The 483-nt window shown below is 73.1% G+C and carries 1 protein-coding gene; it reads right to left on the bottom strand.

What is annotated here, in order from left to right; genetic code table 11:
- The coding region (locus tag AC1DSF_RS30745; RefSeq protein WP_478184096.1) for a DUF3866 family protein at positions 1-381 on the bottom strand (381 nt) is incomplete at its 3' end.
- Positions 382-483 lie beyond the last annotated feature (102 nt).

Genomic DNA, 483 nt, shown 5'->3' with positions numbered 1-483 from the left:
GAGCACCTCGTGGTGCGGAGAATCCTGTTCGTCGACGCCGAGCACGACGGCTTGCAGCGGCGTGTAGCGGGTCTTCACCAGGTGGCCGGGGCCGCGCGGCGGGTCCGCGGGGAGCCGCTCGGGCAGGGCCACGACCAGCGCGTATCCGCCGGTGCCCAGGCCCATCGTCTGCGCGGTGGTGTTGAGCAGGACGGTGTCGCCGACGGCCGGGTCGCCGACCAGCGCCGGGTAGGCGAGCGCGCGCACCGGGTCACCGGTGCCTTCCTGGCGCACGGTCAATTCGACCGCGCCGCGCCATGCCCGCCGGACTTCGAGGACCTCACCGCGCCGCCACGTGATCACGGGCGGTGACACTAGTGGAACCGCGGGGCGGTATGCCATTCCCTCTCGCTCCGTGCTCTTCTGTGCTCTTCCCGTCCGGTGACGGGCGGTTCGTCCACAGCCTGCAGTGGCCGGGCGGACGCCGGGCGCGCGGACGCGGTA

The organism is Variovorax sp. 01N429 (assembly GCF_056399425.1).
Note: the sequence above shows the minus strand (reverse complement) of the source record. Positions and strands in the feature narration are given on the sequence as shown.